The organism is Micrococcus sp. EWR3.9.1 (genome assembly GCF_052615555.1).
Genome location: NZ_JBQXFD010000019.1, coordinates 1 through 18418 on the forward strand (window position 1 = coordinate 1; position 18418 = coordinate 18418).

15 protein-coding genes are annotated in these 18418 nt (G+C 74.1%); 6 read left to right on the forward strand and 9 right to left on the reverse strand.

Features of this window, described 5'->3' with window-relative positions:
* Nucleotides 1-220: 220 nt before the first annotated feature.
* The 3 genes from ACUJ8O_RS10175 (at nt 221) to ACUJ8O_RS10185 (ending at nt 4405) form a co-directional block, all read left to right on the forward strand.
* Complete coding sequence (locus ACUJ8O_RS10175) at nt 221-835, forward strand: DUF3000 domain-containing protein (protein ID WP_020627849.1); 615 nt, start codon at nt 221-223, stop codon at nt 833-835.
* Nucleotides 836-906: 71 nt separating this feature from the next.
* Nucleotides 907-2157: a ribonuclease D gene (locus ACUJ8O_RS10180; protein ID WP_445373353.1), complete on the forward strand. Its 1251-nt coding sequence runs from the start codon at nt 907-909 to the stop codon at nt 2155-2157.
* Between the two features lie 76 nt (nt 2158-2233).
* The gene (locus ACUJ8O_RS10185) at nt 2234-4405 is read left to right on the forward strand and encodes a 3-hydroxyacyl-CoA dehydrogenase NAD-binding domain-containing protein (RefSeq protein WP_179297169.1); all 2172 of its coding nucleotides are present in this window, start codon (nt 2234-2236) and stop codon (nt 4403-4405) included.
* Between the two features lie 41 nt (nt 4406-4446).
* Here the strand turns inward: ACUJ8O_RS10185 and ACUJ8O_RS10190 are convergent, their stop codons facing one another.
* Nucleotides 4447-5103 (reverse strand): hypothetical protein, encoded by a 657-nt coding sequence (locus ACUJ8O_RS10190; protein ID WP_036382836.1) that lies wholly within the window; start codon nt 5101-5103, stop codon nt 4447-4449.
* A 94-nt stretch (nt 5104-5197) separates the two neighbouring features.
* On the opposite strand from ACUJ8O_RS10190, the gene ACUJ8O_RS10195 reads away from it, so the two are divergent.
* Complete coding sequence (locus tag ACUJ8O_RS10195) at nt 5198-5710, forward strand: Rieske (2Fe-2S) protein (RefSeq protein ID WP_152743534.1); 513 nt, start codon at nt 5198-5200, stop codon at nt 5708-5710.
* 7 nt (nt 5711-5717) lie between these two features.
* Here ACUJ8O_RS10195 and ACUJ8O_RS10200 read toward each other — a convergent pair whose 3' ends face one another.
* The 7 genes from ACUJ8O_RS10200 to ACUJ8O_RS10230 form a co-directional block, all read right to left on the reverse strand.
* Nucleotides 5718-6047, reverse strand: coding sequence for a PLD nuclease N-terminal domain-containing protein (locus ACUJ8O_RS10200; protein ID WP_445373354.1), 330 nt, complete (start codon nt 6045-6047; stop codon nt 5718-5720).
* Nucleotides 6047-7021 carry an aldo/keto reductase gene (locus tag ACUJ8O_RS10205; RefSeq protein ID WP_036337023.1) on the reverse strand — a complete coding sequence of 325 codons (975 nt, stop codon included), beginning with the start codon at nt 7019-7021 and terminating at the stop codon, nt 6047-6049. Before ACUJ8O_RS10205 ends, ACUJ8O_RS10200 begins: the two co-directional genes overlap by 1 nt.
* A 3-nt stretch (nt 7022-7024) precedes the next feature.
* Complete coding sequence (locus ACUJ8O_RS10210) at nt 7025-7543, reverse strand: hypothetical protein (protein WP_152743532.1); 519 nt, start codon at nt 7541-7543, stop codon at nt 7025-7027.
* Complete coding sequence (gene dxs, locus ACUJ8O_RS10215) at nt 7540-9555, reverse strand: 1-deoxy-D-xylulose-5-phosphate synthase (RefSeq protein ID WP_445373355.1); 2016 nt, start codon at nt 9553-9555, stop codon at nt 7540-7542. The genes ACUJ8O_RS10210 and dxs overlap by 4 nt, the downstream gene beginning before the upstream one ends.
* Nucleotides 9556-9711: 156 nt before the next feature.
* Entirely contained in the window at nt 9712-12414 is a 2703-nt protein-coding gene (acnA, locus tag ACUJ8O_RS10220; protein WP_095347591.1) for an aconitate hydratase AcnA, read from the reverse strand.
* A 201-nt stretch (nt 12415-12615) separates the two neighbouring features.
* Nucleotides 12616-14088 (reverse strand): class I SAM-dependent RNA methyltransferase, encoded by a 1473-nt coding sequence (locus ACUJ8O_RS10225; RefSeq protein ID WP_036337017.1) that lies wholly within the window; start codon nt 14086-14088, stop codon nt 12616-12618.
* A gap of 159 nt (nt 14089-14247) precedes the next feature.
* A complete protein-coding gene (locus tag ACUJ8O_RS10230; RefSeq protein WP_445373356.1) occupies nt 14248-16200 on the reverse strand; it encodes an APC family permease in 1953 nt (650 codons plus the stop codon).
* A gap of 134 nt (nt 16201-16334) precedes the next feature.
* On the opposite strand from ACUJ8O_RS10230, the gene ACUJ8O_RS10235 reads away from it, so the two are divergent.
* Both ACUJ8O_RS10235 and ACUJ8O_RS10240 read left to right on the forward strand, forming a co-directional pair.
* On the forward strand, nt 16335-17036 hold the full coding sequence (locus ACUJ8O_RS10235) for a potassium channel family protein (RefSeq protein WP_095347592.1): 702 nt from the start codon (nt 16335-16337) through the stop codon (nt 17034-17036).
* Nucleotides 17033-17746 (forward strand): potassium channel family protein, encoded by a 714-nt coding sequence (locus ACUJ8O_RS10240; protein ID WP_041779781.1) that lies wholly within the window; start codon nt 17033-17035, stop codon nt 17744-17746. The genes ACUJ8O_RS10235 and ACUJ8O_RS10240 overlap by 4 nt, the downstream gene beginning before the upstream one ends.
* Here ACUJ8O_RS10240 and ACUJ8O_RS10245 read toward each other — a convergent pair.
* Complete coding sequence (locus tag ACUJ8O_RS10245; protein ID WP_010078552.1) at nt 17698-18402, reverse strand: DUF3159 domain-containing protein; 705 nt, start codon at nt 18400-18402, stop codon at nt 17698-17700. The two genes, ACUJ8O_RS10240 and ACUJ8O_RS10245, sit on opposite strands and share 49 nt — an antisense overlap.
* Nucleotides 18403-18418 lie beyond the last annotated feature (16 nt).

Genomic DNA, 18418 nt, shown 5'->3' on the forward strand with positions numbered 1-18418 from the left:
TGCCACGTGTGCCTGCGGGATGCCGTCGTGCAGGTGGCGGTGGACCATCCTGAGACGGCCGGTCGGGGTCAGGGGTGCGTTAGCGTGAGTCATGAGTGGGTCTTTTCGGGCAGGTCGGTGGTGTAGGAACTTCCATCCTGCGGGAGAGGCCCACTCGTCTCATCTCAGTCCAGTACGGATGTCAAGAACCTCATGACCCACAACACCTAGGCTGACGGGCATGAGCGTGATCGGGCCCCGTCGCCTCTCCGCCGCCCCCGGAGCGGTCGAGGCGCCCGTGCCGCCGGGGGTGTTCCGGCGTGCCCTGGCGGACCTGCGCGATGCGCGGCCACGGACCGAGGTGCGGCTGCGGGAGATCCCGGCACCCGAGGGGCAGGCGCCCTTCGCCGTCGCCCTCGCCGCCGACGTGTGCGACGGGCCGGGCGCGACCGGCGGCGTGCTGGCCACGGGGCGGTTCGTCCTCCTGCACGACCCGGCCCCGGACGCCCGGTGGCCGGGAGGCTTCCGGGCGGTGACCTGGATCCGTGCGAGCCTGGAACCGGACGTCGCACTCGACCAGCTGGCCGGCGCCGTCGCGTGGACGTGGCTCGTGGAGGCGCTCGAGCGCCGCCACGCCGAGCACTCCCACGCCGGCGGCACCGCGACGCGCAGCATCGCGGAGGGCTTCGGGACGCTCAGTGCGGCCCCGGACACCACCGACATCGAGCTGCGCGCCTCGTGGACCCCGGCCCCGCGGGACCTCGGCTCGCATCTCGAGGCGTGGTCGGACATGATCTGCGCGTTCGCCGGTCTGCCGCCCGAGCACGCCGCGGACGTCCACACGGCCGGCCCCTGACCGCGCGCCCGCGCCTCCGTCACACCGGGCCCCGGCCCGTCCCCGCCCCGACCTCCCCGAACAGGAGCAGCATGACCGACGCCCCCGAGACGGCCGCCCCGGACGCGCCCCCGCGGCTGATCGCCACACCGGCCGGTGGAGTCCCCCGGCTCACCGACACCCGCGCGCGTCTGGAGGCCTGCGCCGCGGCGCTCGCCGCGGGGACCGGGCCGGTCGCCGTCGACGCGGAGCGCGCCTCCGGGATCCGGTACGGCCAGCGGGCCATGCTCGTCCAGCTCAAGCGCGAGGGCGCCGGCATCTGGCTCGTCGATCCCGAGGCCCTCGACGGGCTGGCCCCGCTGCAGGAGGCCCTCGCGGGCGTCGAGTGGATCCTGCACGCGGCCAGCCAGGACCTGCCCTGCCTGGCCGAGCAGGGGCTGCGCCCCGATCGGCTGTTCGACACCGAGGTCGCGGCCCGGGTGGCCGGCCTGCCGCGCGTCGGCCTGGCCGCGGTCCTGGAGGAGCTGCTGGGGGTCACCCTCGCCAAGGAGCATTCGGCCGCCGACTGGTCGGTGCGTCCGCTGCCCGAGGCGATGCTCGCCTACGCGGCGCTCGACGTCGAGCTGCTCGTCCCGCTGCGCGAGGCCCTGATCGCGCGCCTCGAGGCCGACGGCAAGCTCGCGTGGGCCGAGCAGGAGTTCGAGCACGTGCGCACGGCCCCGCCGCCCACGCCGAAGAAGGACCCCTGGCGCGGCACCTCGGGCTCCCAGACACTGCGCCGCCCCGTGCAGCGCGCGGTCCTCAAGCGCCTGTGGGAGGCCCGCGAGGACCTCGCCCGCCACCGCGACGTCGCCCCCGGCCGGCTCATCCCGGACCGGTCGATCGTCGCCGCCGCGGCCGCCCAGCCGCGCACCGTCCCCGCCCTGCGCCAGACCTCCGGCTTCCACGGCCGCGCCGCGAGCCGCGAGGCTCCGCGCTGGATCGCCGCGATCCGGGCCGGCGTCGAGGACGCCGAGCGGGGCGACGCCCCCGCGGCGCAGGTCCGCACCGGGGACGGCCCGCCCCCACCCCGGGCCTGGAAGGACCGGGACCCGGTGGCGGACCGCCGCCTGCGCACGGCCAAGGCCCGCGTCGCCCGTCGGGCCGAGCAGCTGGGGATGCCCACCGAGAACCTCCTCACCCCGGACACCCTCCGGCGGATCTGCTGGACCCCGCCCGCCCCGATCACCCCCGAGACCGTGGACGCGTTCCTGACGGAGCGGGGCGCGCGCCCGTGGCAGGTGGAGAACGTCGGCGCGATCGTCACGGTCGCGCTGCTGGACCCCGATCCCGCCGACGCCTGACCCCCCGACGCGGCCGGCCGGATCGGTCCGTCGCGTCGCGTCGACGCGGAGGCTACTCGCCGGTAGTGTGACCCGCATGACATCCGTTTCTCTTGCTTCCTTCGACCACCTGCCCGCCCTGGCCCCGGATGAGGTCGTCACCACCGTCACCGTGACCGACCACGCCCTGCCCGAGGGTGCGGGCACGCTCGCGCTGCTCACGCTGGACAACGGGCAGGGACCCCGCCGGCCCGCGACCCTGGGCCCGGCCACGCTCCTCGGCCTCGGCCGGGTGCTCGACGAGCAGGCCGCCCGGGCCGCCGCGGGCGAGATCCAGGCCCTGGCCGTGACCGGTGTGGAGGGGACCTTCGCGGCCGGGGCGGACCTGTCCCTGATCGCGGGCCTCACCGACGACGTCGGCCGCGACCTGGCCCTGCTCGGCCACGCCGTCTACGACCGGCTCGCGGCCCTCGAGATCCCCACGGTCGCGCTCGTGAACGGCCTCGCCCTCGGCGGCGGCCTCGAGCTGGCCCTGGCCGCCGGACACCGCGTGGTGGCCGCCGACGCGAAGGGCTTCGGCCTGCCCGAGGTCCGGCTCGGCCTGATCCCCGGCTGGTCCGGCGTGTGGCGCGTGCCCCACCTGATCGGCCCGGAGGCCGCCGTCGACGTCGTGCTGAAGAACCCCCTCGACGACAACCGCATGCTCGACGCCCGCGCCGCGCACGGGCTCGGCCTCATGGACCGGATCGCCGAGGGGGACCTCCTCGACGCCGGCCTCGAGCTCGCCGGCGCCCTGGTCACGGGGGACGAGTCCGTGGCGGCCGAACTGGCCGCCCACCGCGACCGCGACGTGTCCGACGCCGCCTGGGACCGCGCCCTGGCGGCGCTGGAGCGGCTGCAGGCCGCTCGCCCCGGACGCCACCTGCCGGCACGCCGCCACCTGGAGGACCTGTTCACCGGCGCCCGCACGCGCACCCGCGCCGAGTCCGCCCAGGCCGAGGCGGACGCCCTCGGGACCCTGCTGCACTCCCCCGAGTTCCGCCGCACCGTGTACGCGTTCCTCGACCTCGTCCAGGGCCGCGCCAAGCGCCCCGCCGGCGACCCGGGCCGCGAGCTCGCCCGCGAGGTCCGCAAGGTCGGCATCGTCGGTGCAGGCCTGATGGCCGGCCAGCTCGCCCTCGTCTTCGCCCGGCACCTGCGGGTGCCCGTCGTGATGACGGACGTCGACGCCGAGCGTGTCGAGCGCGGCCTGGCGGGCGTGCGCGCGCAGGTCGAGAAGATGGTCTCCCGTGGACGGCTCTCCGCCGAGGACGGCGAGGCCCTGGCCGGGTTGATCACCGCGGACACGGACAAGGCGGTGTACGCGGACGCCGACATCGTCATCGAGGCCGTCTTCGAGGAGCTCGAGGTCAAGCGCACCGTCTTCCGCGAGCTCGAGGGCATCGTGCGTGAGGACGCCATCCTGATGACCAACACCTCGAGCCTGTCCGTGGCCGCCATGGCCGAGGTCCTCGAGCGTCCCGAGCGCCTCGTGGGCTTCCACTTCTTCAACCCGGTGGCGGTCATGCCGCTCGTGGAGATCGTGCGGACCGAGGCGACGACGGACGAGGTCGTGGCCACCGCGTTCGAACTGACCCGCCGGCTCCGCAAGACCGGCGTGCTCGTCCACGACGCCACCGCGTTCGTGGTCAACCGCGTCCTGCTGCGCATGATGGGCGAGGTGCAGAACTCCTTCGACGAGGGCACCGACGCGCACGAGGCCGACCACGCGCTGGACCCGCTGGCCCTGCCGATGACGCCGTTCACCCTCCTGGCCATGGTCGGCATCCCCGTGGCCCAGCACGTGTCCGAGTCCCTCTCCGCGTCCTTCGGCGCGGAGCGCTTCCCGGTCTCGGCGAACCTGCAGCGCCTGATCGACGCCGGCAAGACCGCGATCTGGGCCAAGGACGTCCGCCCCGACCGGCGCGACGAGGAGGCCGCCGGCGCGACCGGCGAGCAGATCCCGGAGGCGACCGCGGCCCTGCTGGAGCAGGGCTCGACCCCGCAGACCTCCGAGGAGCTGCTGCGCCGGGTCGAGGACGCGCTGGCCGAGGAGATCGGCCTGCTCCTGGACGAGCGCGTCGTCGCGGCCCCCGAGGACGTGGACCTGTGCATGATCCTCGGCGCCAACTGGCCCCTGCACCTGGGCGGCATCACGCCGTACCTGGACGACTGCGGGGCCGCCGAGCGGGTGAACGGGCGGCGCTTCCACCCGGCCGCGCAGGCCTGACCGGCCCCGGCCGGGCCGTCCGCGACGGCCCGGCCCACGGCTCAGGCGATCGGCAGCCCGGCGAACGTCACCACGTGCGCGTCGAGCCCGGCGGTCGCCGCGGCCTGGTCGGCCACGGGGGTCGAGGCGGTGCCCCCGCCCCAGTCGGAGGCGACCACGGCGCCCTCGCGCACGAGGTGCGCCCCCAGCTCCACGCCGTCCGCGACGACGGCCACCCGCACGTCCGACCCGCCCGCGTCCGCCGGGCGCAGCTCGGCGCGGGGCACGCGCAGCCCGCCCTGCAGGGGCGAGGCCTCCTCGAGCCGGTCCACGGCGAGCGGGCCCTCGGCGGCCACCCGCGCGAGGAGGAGGTACTCCGCGTACGAGGGCAGCACCGCGGCGTCGATGCCGGCCCGCTCACGGTCGATGCGCACCCGCTGGGCTCCGGCGGAGTCCTCGTGGGTCGTCCATGCCCAGCCGTCCCCGTCGGGCGTGAAGCCGACCTGCGTCTGGGCGAGGTAGCGCTCGGGCAGTCCACCGCGGGCGGCGCGCTGGGCGGGCGTGGGGGCGAAGCCCATGCGGGTGGTCAGCACGCCGTCCTCCAGCACCCGGTGCAGGAAGCCGACGTGCACGTCGTCGAGGGTCACGGCCTCCCACCGCTCGAAGGGAGTGAGGTCGAAACGGGCGGCGCCGGTGGGGCGCGGGGCGGGGTGGGTCACGGCGGTGCTCCTGGGGCTCGGGGGTCCGTCCCCCCGATCCTCGCACCCGTCGGGCCCGGTCGCATCCGCCCTCGCCACGGGCGATAATGGGTCGATGACCACGCAGGACTCCCCCCTCACCCCGAACTCCTCCCGGTCCGGCTGCTGCGACGACCACGCCCGCCCGGACACCTCCCGCCGCACCGTCCTGGGCCGCAGCGCCGCCGTCGCCGCCGCGGGTGCCGGCACACTCGCGCTGGCCGGCTGCACGGACCGGCTGCGTGAGAAGGACACCGCGCAGGACCACTACACCGGCTCCGACGCCGTCGACGCGCTGCCCGCCGCCGAGCTGCCCGTGGGCGCCTCCCGGGAGGTGCAGGTGCAGGGTCGGACGCTGATGATGCATCGCGTGGACGAGACCACGGTGACCGCCTTCACCAACGTGTGCACGCATCAGGGCTGCCTGCTCCAGGTCGTGGACCGGCAGGAGGGCCCGGCCTACGCCTGCCCCTGCCACGGCTCGCACTTCGACGTCACCTCCGGGAAGCCGTTCGGCGGCCCGGCCCGCAAGGCCCTCATGGACTACGACGCGGCCGTCGTCGACGACCGCATCGTCGTCAAGCTCTGAGCCCTGCTCAGTCCTCCGGCGCGCCGCAGCGCCGCCGCGGGGGCATCACGACGGCGGAGCGGTCGTTGGGGTCCCACGCCGGCTGCTCGCGCCGCCGCGCCGGGTAGTAGCGGTGCCGCCACCAGAACCAGATGAGCGCCCCCAGCACCGGCAGTAGCAGCATGAGGCCGACCCACGGCAGGCGCGCCCGGGCGTCCAGGGGGCTGCGGCCCAGCGAGACGAAGCCGGCCACCCACAGCGCACCGGCCACGACGGACACGGTCCAGCCCAGGGCGGCCTCCCCCGGCGTCGGCACGAGCGGGTTCGCGGCGGCCGCGCCGGTCAGCGCGCCGGCCATCAGAAGAGCGCGACCTTCTCCGGGCCCGGGAACAGGGCGTCCAGCTCGGCCAGGTCCTCCGCGGTGGCGAGCCAGTCGGCCGCCGCCGCGTTCTCCACGACCTGCGCGGCACGGGTGGCGCCGGCGATCACGGAGGACACCGGTCCCTGCGCCGCCAGCCACCCGATCGCGGCCTGGACCTCGGTGATCCCCCGCTCCCGGGCGAACCGGCCGAACGCGGCCAGCTGCTCCAGGTCGGCGTCGGCCACCATGTGCTGGCGCACGTGGGACAGGCGCGAGCCCTCGGGGGCGTCGCCCTGCGAGTATTTGCCCGTGAGCAGCCCGTTGGCCAGGGGGAAGTACGGCAGGACGCCAAGCCCGAACTCGGCCGCCGCCGGGACCACCTCGAGCTCGGCCCGGCGGTCCAGCAGGTTGTAGTGGTTCTGCGTGGACACGAAGCGCTCCACGCCCAGCTCGCGAGCCACGTACTCGGCCTGGGCGATCTGCCAGCCGGCCCGGTTCGAGTGGCCCACGTAGCGGACCTTGCCGGCGCGCACGAGGTCGTCGAGCGCGCGGAGGGTCTCCTCGATGGGCGTGGCCGGGTCCGGGGTGTGGAACTGGTAGAGGTCGATCCAGTCGGTGCCGAGGCGGCGCAGGGAGTCCTCGACGGCGCGCACGATGTACCGGCGTGAGCCCCGCGCGCCGCCGTCGTCACCGGCGACGCCGCCCATGTCCATGCCGAACTTGGTGCCGATCACCACCTCGTTGCGGCGGGCACCGAGGGCGCGGCCGAGCCGCTCCTCGGACAGGCCGGGCTCCGCGCCGTAGACGTCGGCGACGTCGAAGAAGGTGATGCCGGCGTCGAGCGCGGCGTGGACGACGGCGTCGGTGCCGGCCTGCTCCAGCGTGGCGGTGCCGGGGCGGCCGAGGTTGTTGCAGCCCAAGCCGACGACGGAGACGGTCAGCCCGGAGCGGCCGAGACGGGTGTGGCGCACGGGTCAGCCCTCCTGCTCTGCGGTGCGGACGTCCACCTTGTTCGGCTGCACGCCGTCGGCGCGCTTGGCGGCCGCCGGGATCTCGGCGGCGGCCTTGCGGGCGTGGGGGGTCCGCACGCGCAGCACGAGGGCACCGACCTCGTCGACGAGGTCCTCGACCTCGCCGAGACCGCGCCAGGCGAGCTGGTGGGTCACCTCGACGCGCAGCCGCTCGACGGTGCGCCGCTCGATCGCCGTGGCCTCCCGGCCGCGGAGCCGGTAGGCCACCGGCAACACGGCGAAGGTCGCGGGGTCCGCCTCGGTGAAGCCCTCCTCCGCGCCCTGTGCCACGAACGCGGCCAGCAGCTGATCACCCTCGGCCTGGTCGGCCAGGGGCTGCTCCCCGACGGTGCCGGGCTGGCCGACCCGACCGTGGTGGACCACGAACTCCCCGGCCTCCGCGTCGGCCCATGCCTCGCGATACTCGAAGAGCCGGGCGCCGTCGTCACCGACGGTCTCACGGTACAACCGGACGATGCTCATGCCTGCTCCTGGTGGTGGGGGGCGGCCGCGTCCTCGGGGACGGGCCGGGCGTACGGGACCTTGGCGCCGAGGACCTGGGCGACGGTGTCCAGGGTGATGCGCTGCGCGGTGAGGCCCACGCGGGCCAGCACCTGCTCGCGGCTGCCGTGGGCGAGGAACTCGACCGGCAGGCCAACCTCGTTCAGGGCCGTGTCCACGCCGGCCGCACGCATCTCCTGGCGGATCCGCGAGCCGACGCCGCCGGCCCGCACCCCGTCCTCGAGGCACACGACGATCCGGTGGCGGGCGGCCGTGTCGATCACGGATCGGGCCACGGGCAGGACCCACCGCGGGTCGATCACCGTGGCGCTGATGCCGTGCCGCTCGAGCCGTTCGGCGACGTCGAGGCCGAGCTCGGCCATCGCACCCACCGCCACGATCAGCACGTCCCGCTCGGCGCCGTCGCGTCCGCCGGCCTCGCCGCGCCGGGCGAGCACGTCCGTGCCGTCCGACAGCCGCTCCAGGGCACGCACCGACTCGCCGACCGAGCCCTTCGCGAACCGCACCACGGTGGGCGCGTCCTCGACGGCGACGGCCTCGCGCAGCTCCTCCCGGAGCGTGTCCGCGTCACGGGGCGCGGAGATCCGCAGCCCCGGGACCGACTGCAGCAGGGCCAGGTCCCACATGCCGTGGTGGCTGGGGCCGTCCGGCCCGGTGACGCCCGCGCGGTCCAGCACGAACGTCACGCCCGCACGGTGCAGGCCCACGTCCATGAGCACCTGGTCGTACGCGCGGTTGAGGAAGGTCGCGTAGACGGCCACCACGGGGTGCAGGCCGCCGAAGGCCATGCCGGCGGCCGACGTGACCGCGTGCTGCTCGGCGATGCCGACGTCGAACACCCGGTCCGGGTGGGCCAGCGCCATCGGGGCCAGGCCCACGGGGTTCTGCATGGCGGCGGTGATGGCCACGACGTCCGGCCGCTCGTCCGCGATCGCGACCATCTCCTCGCCGAACACGGAGGTCCAGGACTGGGCCGTCGACGAGGTGATGGGCTCGCCCGTGGAGGGGTCGATCACGCCGATCGCGTGGAACTGGTCCGCCTCGTGCGCGACCGCCGGCGCGTAGCCGTGCCCCTTCTCGGTCATCGCGTGGACGATCACGGGCCCGCCGTACGCCCGCGCGTCCTCGAGGGCCTCCTCCATGGCGATGAGGTCGTGACCGTCCACCGGGCCGATGTACTTCATGCCCAGGTCCTCGAACAAGCCCTGCGGCGCCCAGAGGTCCTTGAGGCCCTTCTTCGCCGCGTGCAGTGGCCGGTACACCAGCTCACCCGCGAGGCCAGCCTCCTGGAGGCGGCGCTTGAGGTAGTCGAGGGTCTGCTCGTAGCGGTGGTGGGTGCGCACCTTGTCCAGCACCCCGCGGCGCAGTCCACCCAGGTGCTCGGCGACGCCGCCCACCGTGGGCGCGTACGAGCGGCCGTTGTCGTTGACCACGATCACCACGCGCCGATCCCGGCCGGCGGCGATGTTGTTGACCGCCTCCCAGGCCATGCCCCCCGTGAGCGCGCCGTCGCCGATCACGGCCACCACGGTGCGGTCCCCCTGCCCGGTCTGCGCCCAGGCCCGCGCGATGCCGTCCGCCCAGGAGAGCGAGCTGGAGGCGTGCGAGGACTCCACCACGTCGTGCTCGGACTCGGTGCGGTCGCCGTAGCCGGACAGGCCCCCCTCCTGGCGGAGCGTCGTGAAGTCCTGGCGTCCGGTGAGCAGCTTGTGCACGTACGACTGGTGGCCCGTGTCGAAGATGACCGCGTCCTTCGGCGACTCGAACACGCGGTGCACGGCCAGCGTCAGCTCGACGACGCCCAGGTTCGGTCCGAGGTGGCCGCCCGTCTTGGAGACGTGGGCGATCAGGTAGGCGCGGATCTCCGCCGCCAGCGCGGTCAACTGGTCCTCCGTGAGGGCCGACAGGTCCGCCGGGCGGGCGATCTGCGGCAGCAGCGGGGCGCCGGGGCTCGTGAGGGGCAGATGTTCCATGGTCCGACCAGCCTACTCCGCGGGTCCGCACCCGGGCGGGACGCAGGCGGCGGCGTCGGCCCCGGCGCCCACGACGACGACGGCGGCCCGCCGCCCTCCGTGCGGAGGGCGGCGGGCCGCCGTCGTGATGCCCGCGCGCGGGCGATGTCCCGTGGATCAGGCCTTCGAGGCGATCTGACGGAGCACGTACTGCAGGATGCCGCCGTTGCGGTAGTACTCGGCCTCACCGGGGGTGTCGATGCGGACGACCGCGTCGAAGTCGGTGACCTTGCCGTCCTCGCCGGTGGCCGTGACCTTCACGGTCTTCGGCGTGGTGCCCTCGTTGAGGGCGGTGATGCCGGAGATATCGAAGGTCTCGGTGCCGGTCAGGCCCAGCGAGTCGGCGTTCTCACCCTCGGGGAACTGCAGCGGCAGCACGCCCATGCCGATGAGGTTCGAGCGGTGGATGCGCTCGAAGGACTCGGTGATCACGGCCTTGACGCCCAGGAGCGCGGTGCCCTTGGCCGCCCAGTCACGGGAGGAGCCGGAACCGTACTCCTTGCCGGCCAGGACCACCAGCGGGATGCCCTGCTTGGCGTAGTTCTGCGCCGCGTCGTACACGTAGGCCTGCGGGGCGCCCTCCTGGGTGAAGTCGCGGGTGAAGCCGCCCTCCACGCCGTCGAGCAGCTGGTTCTTGATGCGGATGTTCGCGAACGTGCCGCGGATCATCACCTCGTGGTTGCCACGACGGGAGCCGTAGGAGTTGAAGTCCTTGCGCTGCACGCCGTTCTCCAGCAGGTAGCGGCCCGCCGGGGTGTCCGCCTTGAAGGAGCCGGCCGGGGAGATGTGGTCCGTGGTCACGGAGTCGCCCAGCTTGAGCAGGACGCGGGCGCCGGAGATGTCCGACACCGGGTCCGGCTGCATGGTCATGCCCTCGAAGTACGGGGGCTTGCGCACGTAGGTGGACTTCTCGTCCCACTCGAAGGTGGAGCCCGAGGGGGTCTCCAAGGACTGCCAGCGCTCGTCGCCGTCGAAGATCGTGGCGTACTGCGAGATGAACATCTCGGTGTCGATCGACGCGTCGATGATCTTCTCGACCTCGGTCGGGTCCGGCCAGATGTCCTTGAGGAAGACGTCGTTGCCCGCGGTGTCCTGGCCCAGGGCCTCGCTCTCGAAGTCGAAGTCCATGGTGCCGGCCAGAGCGTAGGCGACCACCAGTGGCGGGGAGGCCAGGTAGTTCATCTTCACGTCCGGGTTGATGCGGCCCTCGAAGTTGCGGTTGCCGGAGAGAACCGCGGTCACGGACAGGTCGTTCTCCTGGATGGCCTCGGCGATCTCGGACTCCAGCGGGCCGGAGTTGCCGATGCAGGTGGTGCAGCCGTAGCCGACCACGTTGAAGCCGAGGTCGTTGAGGGACTCGCGCAGCCCGGACTTCTCGTAGTAGTCGGTCACCACGCGGGAGCCCGGGGCCACGGAGGTCTTCACCCACGGCTTGGACTTCAGGCCCTTGGCGACAGCGTTGCGGGCCAGCACACCGGCCGCCATCATCACGGACGGGTTGGACGTGTTGGTGCACGAGGTGATCGAGGCGATGGCCACGGCGCCGTGGTCCAGCTGGAACTGGCGGCCGTCCGCCATGACCACGTCCACGAGCTTGGACGGGCGGCCCTTGCCGGCCTCGTCCTCCGTGGCGTAGTTGTGCAGGTCCTTGCGGAACTGGTCCTTGGCGTCGGTGAGCTCGATGCGGTCCTGGGGGCGCTTCGGGCCGGAGATGGAGGGCACCACGGTGGACAGGTCCAGCTCGAGGTACTCGGAGTACGCGACCTCGGAGGACGGGTCGTGCCACATCCCCTGCTCCTTGGTGTACGCCTCCACAAGGGCGACCTGCTCCTCGGAGCGACCGGTCAGGCGCAGGTAGTCGAGGGTGACCTCGTCGATCGGGAAGATCGCGACGGTGGAGCCGAACTCGGGCGACATGTTGCCGATGGTGGCGCGGTTGGCCAGGGGCACGGAGCCGACGCCCTCGCCGTAGAACTCGACGAACTTGCCGACCACGCCGTGCTGGCGGAGCATCTCGGTGATGGTCAGCACGACGTCGGTCGCGGTGGCGCCGGAGGGGATGCTGCCGGTCAGCTTGAAGCCCACGACCCGCGGGATCAGCATGGACACGGGCTGGCCGAGCATCGCGGCCTCGGCCTCGATGCCGCCGACGCCCCAGCCGAGCACGCCCAGGCCGTTGACCATGGTGGTGTGCGAGTCGGTGCCGACGCAGGAGTCCGGGTAGGCGCGCAGCACGCCGTCGACCTCGCGGGTCATCACGGTGCGGGCCAGGTGCTCGATGTTGACCTGGTGGACGATGCCCATGCCCGGGGGGACGACCTTGAAGTCGTCGAAGGCGGTCTGGCCCCAGCGCAGGAACTTGTAGCGCTCCCCGTTGCGCTCGTACTCGATCTCCATGTTCCGCTCGATGGCGGCGTCGTTGCCGAAGGAGTCGATCTGCACGGAGTGGTCGATCACGAGCTCGGCCGGGGAGAGCGGGTTCACGCGCTCCGCGTCGCCGCCCAGGTCCTGGATGGCCTCACGCATGGTGGCCAGGTCCACGACGCAGGGCACGCCGGTGAAGTCCTGCATGATCACGCGCGCCGGCGAGAACTGGATCTCGGTGTCCGGCTGGGCGTTCGGGTCCCAGGCGGCCAGGGCCTTGATCTGGTCGGCGGTCACGTTGGCGCCGTCCTCGGTGCGCAGCAGGTTCTCCAGCAGCACCTTCAGGGAGTAGGGCAGCTTCTGCGCCCCCTCAACCTTGTTCAGACGGAAAATCTCATACTCGGTGCCCTGGACGTCCAGGACGCCCTTGGAGCCGAAGCTGTCGACGGTGGTCACGAGAGGACTCCTCTTCCCGCCCGGTTTCCTCCGGGCGCTCGTCCAGTGGGGGGTGGTCACCCGCGGCCGCGGACCGCGCGCCGTCCGGGACGGGCGTCGTCTGCGTCACAGGTGCCGCACTGCGTCCCAGGGTACCGCGCCGGTCCCGTGTGACGCGGGCATGGCGCGCGGCGGCCCGCAGGCCACCGCGCGGATGCCGGATCAGATCTCGACCGCGGCCGCGGCCGGGGCGCTCTGGGCGGCCGGCACCAGCACGGTCACCGACTCGAGGTGGTGCGTGTCCGGGTAGAGGTCGAACACGCGGGCGCGCTCCACCTCGTAGCCGCCGTCGCGCAGCCACGCCAGGTCCCGGGCGAACGAAGCGGGATCGCACGAGACGTACACGATGCGGCCCGGCTCGAGCGCGAGGATGCGCTCGATCGCCCGCCGCCCTGCGCCGGCCCGCGGTGGGTCCAGGACGACGGTGTCCAGCGCGGCACCGCCGAGGCCGCCGTCGGCCACGGGGCGCTCGGGGTACTTCAGCCAGCTGCCGAGCACTTTGTCCGTGGGGCCGTTGAGCACCGAGGCCTGCGGCTGGTCGTGCAGGTTGCGGCGGGCGTCCTTCGAGGCCTGGCGGGAGGCCTCCACCGAGTACACGCGGCCCTCGGGTCCCACGGCGTCCGCCAGGTACGCGCTGAACAGGCCGGCGCCGCCGTAGAGGTCGGCCACGACCTGGCCCGGCTCGACGCGCGCGTCCTCGAGCACCGCGTCCACGAGGGTGGCCGGGGCGTGCTGGTGGACCTGCCAGAAGCCGTCACCCGTGACGCGGAAGCGCTTGGTGCCGCCGCGCTCGGACTCCACGGTCTCCTCGACCCAGGTCTTGCCGGTGATGCGCTCGACCTTGACCGGCAGGAACCGCTTCGGGCCGGGCAGGGCCAGGCCGGTGGAGACGTCCACGTCGCACGCGTTGGCCGCCTGGCGGATCCGGGTGCGCAGCCGGCCGAGCTTGACCTCGTCTGCCCGCGTCTGCGGGGTGGGCGTCACCAGCACGAGGGGGCGGGAGCCGGAGGCCGGCGTCGCGACGTCCACGCGGGCGGCCCCGGCGAAGTCCCAGTCCCACAGGGCGAGCGCGTCGAGGGCGGGCACGCCGAGCGGCATGTTGCGCACGGGCAGGAGGGTCGCCGAACGGTAGGCGTGCATCGCGATGTGCCCCTGGGGGGTCACCGCGAACGCGTTCCGGGTCCGCCAGCGCTGGCCGGTGGGCTCGTCCTCGGAGCCGGCGAAGCACACCTCCGGCTCCACCGCGAGGTCGGCGATGCGGTGCACCGTGTCCCGGAAGACCTGGGCCTTGAGCCGGCGCTGGTGCGGGACCACGATGTGGCCGAACTCGGCGCCGCCCACGGGCGGGCGACCCGAGGCGTGGGCGCGCAGCATGTCCGCGAGCTTCCACTGGTGGATGCGGCGGAACTCGGAGGGCCGCAGCACCTCCACGACGTCGCCGCGCCAGAAGCGGGCCCCGTCCTCGGCCTCGGTCAGGGCCACCCGGACCTTCTCGCCGGGCACGGCGTGGCGCACGAAGACGACCCGCCCCTCGTGCCGGGCCACGCAGTGGCCGCCGTGGGCCATGGCCCCGACCTCCACCTCGATGGTCCTCCCGATCCCGGTGACGTCTGTGGACGTGTCGACGACTGCCATGTCTGGCTCCTCTCGCATCGCAGCGCGCTTCAGGTCTTGCCCTGAGCATCGACTGGTCAGATCATCATCATCCTTGCAGACCGATGCGGCTGTGTCGCCTCGATCGTGGGCGCGCCGTCGGACGGCGTCATCCGCCGCTCCCCGGGGGCGCCGGGGCGGTCAAGAGCCCTGGCCCTCGTGGACCTGCCACGGCACCGAGCCCACCATCACGCCCGGCTCCCGCTGCAGTCGCCGCGTCTGGCGGGTGGCGGTCCGGTTGTGCAGGAGCGTGCGCCAGCCCGGCCGGACCACGTACTCCGGGATGAACACCATGGTCAGGTCCCGCGGGGAACGGCGTCGGTGCTCGCGCACATGCCGCACCAGGGGGGCCACCGTGTCGCGGTAGGGCGAGGCGATCACGGTGAGCGACATCGGCAGGCCGGCACGCTCCCAGGCGTCGATCACCTCCAGGGTGGCGGCGCGCTCGGCGTCCACGACGACGGCCTCGAGCGAGGACGGCCGCGACGCACGGGCGTAGGCCAGCGCCCGCAGTGCCGGCCGGTCCAGCGTGGTCACGACGACCACCACGTGGACCCGCGAGGGCAGGGCCCGCGCGTCGTCCTGGGGGTCCGGTGCGAGCTCGCGGTCCACGTCCGCGTAGTGGCGGCGGATCCGCCCCATCACCAGCGAGCCGAGCACGATCGCCAGCAGCGCCACCCACGCGCCCTGCGTGAAGCGGGTGACCAGGACGACGACGCCCGCCAGCGCCGTGACCACCCAGGCCACCGACGTGATGATCAGGCGCAGCCGGACGGCCGCGCGGGCCCGGGCGCCCGGCGTGTGCACGAGCCGACGGCGCCACAGCCTCAGCATGCCGGCCTGCGCAAGTGTGAAGGCCAGCAGCACTCCGATGACGTAGAGCTGCACGAGCAGAGCGGTCCGGGCCTCGAAGATCAGCACGAGCGAGAGGGCAGCGGCCCCCATCCCGAGGACACTCCACGTGTGCACGAGCCGGTCGCTGCGGACCCTCAGCTGCCGGGGCAGGTAGCCGTCCTCGGCCACGCGCGCGGCCAGGGCGGGGAACGAGCGGAACGCCGACTTGGCCGCGAACAGCAGGAGCAGGGCGGTGGCCGCGATGGTGGCGACGGACAGGACGCTGCCCGGGCCGTACACGGTGTCCGCGAGCTGGGCGAGCACGGGGGCGGGGGCGCGGTCGAGCGTGACCTCCCCGCCCGCGGCGTCCCGGAGGTTCTCCAGCTCCAGCCCGACGACGACGCCGGTGCGCTGGGCCAGATGCATGACGCCCACGGTCAGCGCGCCGAGGGTGAGGGCCATCACGGTGAGCACCCACCGCACCGTGGGCACGGCCGGCCGGGCCATCAGGCGGGTGCTCGAGACCGGCACCTCGACGCCGGTGAGCAGCACCGATCCCGCGCTGAACGCGCGCAGGGCGAGCAGCGCCGTCGCCACGGTGCCGACGGTCCCGCCGACCCCGGCGCCCTCCTGCGTCCACCCGGCCGTCGGCGCCGCGCCGAGCAGCCCACGGCCCTCCTGCCACAGACCCGCCAGGACGAGCAGCGCGGTCAGGGCGACGAACACGCTCACGAGCACGGGCAGCACCCACCGGGACAGCCGCACCCCGCGGAGCGCGGCCAGCAGCACGCCCACGAGCGCGGCCGAGGCCACCAGCACGCGGCTGCCGACGGTGAGTCCGGGGGCCAACGCCGCCACGAAGTGGGCGAAGGCGGCCACGGAGACCGCGGCGGTGAACACGAAGTCCAGCAGGAGCGCGGCCGAGGCGACGACACCGGCCCTCGGGCCGAACTTCGTGCCGGCCATGTGGTAGATGCCGCCGTGCGGAACGGCGGCGACCGCGGCGCGGAAGGACGCGACGATGAGCAGCATCACCGCGACGACGGCCCAGCCGACGGCGGGTCCGAGCGCGAGCGCGGACGTGCCGGCGGCGACCAGGGTGAGGATGATCTCGTCCGGGGCGTAGGCGAGGGAGGACAAGGCGTTCGACGACGTCACAGGCAGCGCCCGCCACCGGTTCATGCGGGGCTCGTCGGCGGCGTGCGACGTCACGGGGCGACCGAGGAGGCCGCGGCGCAGGAGGGAGGACAGCGTGGCCACCGCACCACGGTACTCCCGCCGGGCCCGGGTGCTGGGGCGACGCGGATACTCCCGGACGTGCCCGCCGGATGCGAGGATGGAGCCCGCGTCGGCTCCCCGGCGCACGGAGCACCGCACGAGAGGCAGGGACGGGCATGGCCCACTACGTGATCGTCGGCGGCGGACGGGTGGGCACCCGGCTGGCGGCCGCGCTGGACGCGGCCGGTCACGGCGTCGCCCTCGTGGACCGCGACCCGCGGACCGTGGAGGGGCTGGCCCCCGGCTTCTCCGGCGAGCTCGTGGCCGGCGTGGGCTTCGACCGCTCCGCGCTGCTCGCCGCCGGCATCGACCGCGCGCAGGGTCTGGCGGCCGTGACCGCGGACGACAACACGAACATCATCGCCGCCCGCGTGGCCCGCGAGACCTTCCACGTGGACCACGTGGTGGCGCGCATCTACGACGCCGACCGGGCCCGGCTGTACCAGCGCCTGGGCATCCCCACGGTCGCCTCGATCCAGTGGACGGCCGACCAGGTGCTGCACCGGCTGCTGCCGGCCGGCACCGCCGCCGCGGAGCACCGCGACGCCTCCGGCCGGCTGCTCGTGACCGAGCTGGTCCCCCACTCCTCGTGGTGGGGCCGCCGGCTGAGCGACGTCGAGTCCACGGTGGGGATGCGCATCGCCTACCTCACCCGGCTCGGCGACGGCCAGCTGCCCCGGCCGGGCGACCGCCTGCAGGAGGGCGACGTGCTGCACGCCGTCTACCCGGTGGACCGCCGGGACCGGGTGGAGGCCGCCCTGCAGGGCGAGGCACGCGTGCCGGACGGCGCGGACGAGGACGAGGAGGGACGGGCATGAGGGCTGTTATCGCCGGAGCGGGCGCCGTGGGCGCCTCCATCGCGCGGGAGCTGCACGCGCACGGCCACGAGGTGGTCGTCGTCGAGGCGCGCACGGACGCGGCCCGCAAGGCCGACGTCGGCGGCGCGCGCCTCGTCCTCGGGGATGCGTGCGACCTGACCGTGCTCGAGCAGTGCGGCGCCCTGGAGGCGGACGTGCTCGTCGCGGCGACCGGTGACGACCGGGTCAACCTCGTGTGCTCCCTGCTGAGCCGCTCGGAGTTCGGCGTCGGCCGCACCGTGGCCCGCGTCAACAACCCGCTCAACGACTGGCTCTTCGACGAGTCGTGGGGTGTGGACGTGGCCGTGTCCACCCCCTCGATCATGACGGCGCTCGTGGAGGAGGCCGTCGAGACCGGGGACCTCGTGCGTCTGCTCAGACTGGAGGCCGGCGGCGCGGCGCTGTCCGAGTTCCGGGTTCCGGCGGAGCACTGGCTCGAGGGCCGGCGCATCGGCACCGTGTCCTGGCCCCAGGAGGCTCCGCTCGTGGCGGTCGTGCGCGACGGCGCCCCCCGGCAGGCGTCGGCGGACGAGGTCCTGGAGGTGGGCGATGAGCTCTTCTTCCTGGCCGCCAGCTCCGCCGAGCCGGCCCTGCGTCGCCTCCTCGTCGGCGAGGGCCGCGTTCAGGGGCGTTCGGAGGCGGCGGAGTCCGCCGGCACGCCGTCGTCCTGACCGGGCGAGCTGACGGACCAGGCGAGCCAGAGCCCCAGGGCATAGAGCGGCAGGCCCATCACCAGGCGGGCCACCCCGAGCGCGGTGACGGCGTCCCCGAGGTAGAGGGGCACCTGCACCGCCAGGCGCAGCGCGAACACGGCCACGAGGATCCAGGTGGCCGCGGCGTAGGCGCGGCGCCGACGCCGGTGGGCCCGCCAGCGGGTTCCCTCGGCGCGCACGAGGCCGAGCACCAGGCCCGCCGCGGGCCAGCCCACGAGGGCGGACACCGCGAACGCGAGGCCATAGGCGGCGTTGGTGACGAAGCCCCACAGGTAGTAGTCGCGGGCCTGGCCGGTGGTCAGGGAGACCACGACGGACAGGACGACGACGGCGAGGCCGGCCAGCACCTGGACCGGCGACTGGCGCTGGACGAGGCGCGCGACGCCCAGCACGAGTGCGACCACGACGGCCGCCACGCCGGAGGGCCACACCTGCTGGGTGGCGACGTAGCCGACCATGTAGACGAGGGTGGGCAGGGAGGCCTCGACGATGCCGCGCCAGCCACCGACGCTGCCCAGCGCGTCGAGGCGGCCGCGCTCGTCCAGACGGGCTCGAGACGGCAGGGGGCCGGCGCCGTCCGGGGCGGCGGTGGCGGGGCCGTGCGGCTCGGTCATGGGCTCTCCTCTCGGG